5 protein-coding genes are annotated in these 4,741 nt (G+C 33.2%); all 5 read right to left on the bottom strand.

Annotated elements, in window-relative coordinates; translation table 11 throughout:
* Positions 1–388: 388 nt before the first annotated feature.
* Complete coding sequence (locus MW688_RS00610; protein ID WP_486733968.1) at positions 389–670, bottom strand: Uma2 family endonuclease; 282 nt, start codon at positions 668–670, stop codon at positions 389–391.
* A 17-nt stretch (positions 671–687) separates the two neighbouring features.
* Positions 688–1,017, bottom strand: a complete 330-nt coding sequence (locus tag MW688_RS00605; RefSeq protein WP_486733967.1) for a hypothetical protein — start codon at positions 1,015–1,017, stop codon at positions 688–690.
* Between the two features lie 43 nt (positions 1,018–1,060).
* Positions 1,061–1,348, bottom strand: a complete 288-nt coding sequence (locus MW688_RS00600; RefSeq protein WP_486733966.1) for a hypothetical protein — start codon at positions 1,346–1,348, stop codon at positions 1,061–1,063.
* A gap of 117 nt (positions 1,349–1,465) precedes the next feature.
* Positions 1,466–2,623, bottom strand: a complete 1,158-nt coding sequence (locus MW688_RS00595; RefSeq protein WP_486733965.1) for a CPBP family intramembrane glutamic endopeptidase — start codon at positions 2,621–2,623, stop codon at positions 1,466–1,468.
* A 271-nt stretch (positions 2,624–2,894) separates the two neighbouring features.
* A complete protein-coding gene (menD, locus tag MW688_RS00590; protein ID WP_486733964.1) occupies positions 2,895–4,601 on the bottom strand; it encodes a 2-succinyl-5-enolpyruvyl-6-hydroxy-3-cyclohexene-1-carboxylic-acid synthase in 1,707 nt (568 codons plus the stop codon).
* Positions 4,602–4,741: the final 140 nt, after the last annotated feature.

Below are 4,741 nucleotides of genomic sequence, written 5' to 3'. Positions count from 1 at the left end.
GAATATTTAATTAACTTAAAATACTAATATATTTTATTTATTTTAATATAAAATCCTGATTACTACATAACCTGTGGTGCGTTACACTTCGTTAACGCACCCTACTGGACTTTCTTGGAGTAATATTTTCTAAAATATCAAGTAGCTCATTTCTATCCATATATACAAACTAGTTTGTTTCAATTTGATAACAAGAATATTTAATTAACTTAAAATACTAATATATTTTATTTATTTTAATATAAAATCTTGATTATTACATAACTTATGGTGCGTTACACGCACGTTAACGCACCCTACTAGACTCATTACTCATTACTCATTACTCATTACTCAACCTCAACCAGTAAATGAGTGGGTTTTGGTGGAAGATCTCAGGTGAGTGCTGTTAATTGGGCAACAGTTGCTTTACTTGAAACTCTAAATCAGGAAATGTAACAGGACAAATGATTCCTTGATTTATGGTAAATCTAGTTTTGTAATCTTCTCGACTAGGTTCTCTCCAGACAATTAATTCTTTTGCATTTAAATCAATTACCCAATATTCTTTTATTTGTGCTGCGGCATAAATCTTTTTCTTTTGATTCTTATCTCTTTCTAAAGTATTACGAGAAATCTCAATTAACCAGAAGATATCTTCAGGGGTTCTTAAGTGGTTTTGAGAACCCATTTCTGACACTTTTCTCTCTATAATCCTAGAGCAATTTTTAGACGTTCAAGTGCTGCCGTTTCTTTAGGGCTAACTTTAGTACCTGAACCAAATAAACCACTTCCTGCCGCTTCAGCTACAACTTCTCCACATTCATATATAAATTGTTTATACTCTTGAATCTCTTCAGGAGTTGCTTTACTCTCAGCTACGCCAATCCCTTGATTAACAGCAGCGATCGCTTTGTCCAAGAAAGCGCCAGAATCAGATCTTCCACCTTTAGCAAAAGCTACTGGTTGGGGTTGAGTAATGAGTAAGGAGTAAGGAGTAATGAGTAAGAGAATTGATGTTAAACCTCTAGGAGACAAAGATTATAGAGAATTAACCATAAAGAACATTTTTCCTAAAAAATTAGTACATAAGTTCTGGTGGAAGATATGAGCCAGAGGTGATTTCCTCAGCAGAAACTTCTGGTTTCTGTGGTTTAACTCTACCACTTCTGATTACTTCTTCGGCAAAAGTTGAAGTAATAATCGAGTTATTTGGATATTTTTTGGCAGCGTTTAAAATCTCTTTAGTTAGTGCCGTAGCTTCAATCATGCTGGAAACAATACCCAAATCAACCATTGAGATGGCCATTCCCACCATCATGGGACCATTCATAATGGTTTGTAACTCATCATTTGTGTAAGTAGACATATATTTCCTTTTTGGATTTAATAAATGCTTAAAATCTTACCATATTTTTCTGTTTCTGATAAACATTTTTGGTGGATTTTATATTTTAAAATTGTTCTAAATTTTAACTTAAACAATTTATGTTCTGTTTCGGTGGTAAGGAATTAAATCATTATCTCTAGGAAAATTATGATAGATAAATCCCATTAAGCAAGTAAAAGATATAACAGTTATAATAACTATTTTCCCCCAGGAAGCTTGAATACTTTCTTGATAACTAGTTACAGAAATAAATTCTTTACTTGACAGACTATCATATCCAACTGCAACAATATTATAAAGACAGTGAAGAATAATAGGAACTCTCAAATTCCCCGTTTTGAAGTAAAGAACACACAAGAGAACTCCAGTAATAAATAACGGAAAAACATCATGGCGAAAGTGTATTATTGCAAAAATTAAAGAAGAGATAACTATAGCTTTTTTTACGTTCCATTTAATTGTCCATTTCTGCAACATGAGACCTCGAAAATAAAATTCTTCTAACAAAGGTGCAAAAATAATAGCGCCTATAAAATAACTGATCATTCCCAAAGCAGTTGTATATTCTATCTCATTAATATAATTTTCAACATACTCAGGAAAAACAAAAGAAAGATAATATAAATTTAAAGAACTAAAGTACCAAGAAAAGGCAATTTCTAAAATAAGTAAAATTATAATTAGTAGCCAATTTATCTTAGGATCGTCAAGTATAAATCTCTTAAAATTAAATCCCGCTTTTCGTATTTTACTAAATAACCATAGTAAAAAATATGTCTCACATATTAATAACAAAAAATCTCCAAAATCATAACTACTATCATCTAATGAACAATTAGATATTAAACAGAAAATAAAGTATAGTATAAAAAAAAGACTAGGTATTGCTACCAACCAATATAAAAATATTTCTAAAATATTAACTCTTTCAAAAATATTTTCACTATATTCTCGAAATGATTTTTTTGTTGGAAAAAATAACAATAAAGCAATCCCGAAAAAATTTAGTAATCCCAGCCATCCCCAACTAGGTGAATATCCTTTACTTTGAATATATAAACGACCACCTTTGATGAGGAAGTAAAAGGAAGCAATAACAATAATTAAAATTAAATTTGCTATAAAAAAAGGTAAATCTTCAGAATTATTTTCATCTATAGTTAAACCAAATAGAGAAACTGGTACTAAAAAACATAATCCTAGAACAATTATCCTTAAAGATTTATCTTTTTGAAGTCTATATATATTATCCATTGTTTGATTCTGACTTTTGAAGAGGAATTGATGATATATAGCCTTTTTAAGGCTGGTGAGGTACAAAGGTTATCCTTTTCGAGGCTCCGAGTTAGGTACAACCTCATGAGTCCTTTGAAATGATATAGCGTTTTTTATTATGATGAGGTAAATACGTTAACTCATTACTAAGAAAGAGCAGAAAACCTGCTTCACACTTATCAATTGTTTTATTATTATAACATGTAATTATCAAAAAATAAACTATTAAAATATTACAGTTTGTTGAGAATTATTGATTAAAATTAAATTGTGAGAGAAAGTGAAAATCTTGTTGGCGATCGCACTTCAATTCTAAAACCCGAATCCCAGTATCAGGCAAAGGATTTAACAACTCAATAAATTGTGACCAATGGTGAATCAGATGATATTCTACCCCATAACTTTTACAGAGAGAAGCAAAATCTACCTGTTGAGGAGTAGCAAAAAACTCTTCAAAATAATCAGGAAATTTAGCTATAGGGAGATGTTCAAAAATACCGCCACCATGATTATTAATCAGAATAATAGTTAAATGTCCCTTAAATTTACTTGTCATCAAAAATCCATTAGTATCGTGTAGAAGGGCCAAATCACCCGTTAATAAAACACTGCTTTGATTAGCGTGGGCGATTCCTAAAGCAGTACTAAGTGTTCCATCTATACCATTGGTACCACGACTAAAATAAGGAACAAATTGTTGATTATTGGGTTGCCAAAAAAACTCAGCATAGCGTACAGACATACTATTAGCAATAAAAATAGGGGTTTTAGCTGGGAGATGCTGAGATAGTAACCAGGATACTTTGCCTTCAAATAATTGGGGTATCGAAGTTAAAGTTTTATGGATACGTTGACGCATTTGTGCATCATAGGCGCACCATAATTGTAGATAGTCAGAGAGATGGGATTTAGTTTCTTGGGGTAAAGATAATTGAGTTATATCTAACCAAAGATAGGTGGTGGCGGTATGCAGAGGGTCTAAATTGTCCAGGGTATTAGTAATAATCCAGCGTTGGGGATTAGTTAGACTCAACCACTGACGTAATTGTTTACTAGTAGGTAACTCTCCAATTTGAATAACTATTTGAGGAGTTAATTCCTTAGCTAATTGTGGTTGACGCAGAATAAAATCATAACTAGAAATTAAATTAGGTACTATTTCCTGGTAATTCCTCAAAGGTGATAAAGCCTCTGCTAAAATTGGCCAGTTTAAATAAGTAGATAGGTTAGAGATAGCTTGACAATAGGTTTGAGGAGATTGAGGTTGAGAAATTCCGGCAATAATGATTCCCTTTTGACAATTTAACCATTGAGGAGGGGGATAAAAGAGAGTTTTAGTTGCAGATAGGGGGTAACTAGGTGTGACTTTTGCCAAGAAATCTTCGGGTATCTCCCAGTTAAGACTATCTTCTACAGGCGCCAAGGGTTCGCGAAAAGGACAGTTGAGATGGACTACTCCTGGAGTAGGAAAAATAGCCTTTGACCAAGCATGAATAATGGTTTGACGCAGATATTTTAGTAAACTAATATCAGCAGTAGGGGTAGCCAATTCCTGTTGCCATTGGGGGTAGTTACCATATAATTTTACCTGGTCAATGGTTTGTCCGGCACGACAATCCCGCAACTCCTGAGGGCGATCTGCTGTTAAGATGAACAGGGGAATATGACTATATTTAGCTTCGATAATAGCCGGATAAAAATTTGCTCCTGCGGTCCCAGAAGTACAGACTAAAGCTACTGGTAACCCTGAGGCTTTAGCTTTCCCCAAAGCAAAAAAAGCTGCTGAACGTTCATCGATAATTACTTGGGTTTCAATGGCTTTATTTTGAGCAAAGGCGAGGGTTAGGGGGGTAGATCTAGAACCTGGGCTAATTATCGCTGTTTTTAGTCCTAATTTGCCTAAAGTGATAGATATGGTAGATGCCCAAATAGTATTTAAATTCCGTGAATCAAACATGCAAATAGTTTTTAATTTTGCTGGCTAGGTGGGGGAATTTAGTTAGTATACTTTCATCGGCAATTTCTAAATCTCGGTAGTCGAAACCGCTTCTAAAAATCTACTCAAATTTACTCAAACAGCAAAATAAGACAGAAAAA

The organism is Johannesbaptistia floridana, from assembly GCF_057440575.1.
Note: the sequence above shows the minus strand (reverse complement) of the source record. Positions and strands in the feature narration are given on the sequence as shown.

Excerpts from the sequence above, each read along its gene's own strand:
- menD (WP_486733964.1), bottom strand. The coding sequence starts at position 4,601 with ATGTTTGATTCACGGAATTTAAATACTATTTGGGCATCTACCATATCT.
- MW688_RS00600 (WP_486733966.1), bottom strand. The coding sequence starts at position 1,348 with ATGTCTACTTACACAAATGATGAGTTACAAACCATTATGAATGGTCCC.
- MW688_RS00595 (WP_486733965.1), bottom strand. The coding sequence starts at position 2,623 with ATGGATAATATATATAGACTTCAAAAAGATAAATCTTTAAGGATAATT.
- MW688_RS00610 (WP_486733968.1), bottom strand. The coding sequence starts at position 670 with ATGGGTTCTCAAAACCACTTAAGAACCCCTGAAGATATCTTCTGGTTA.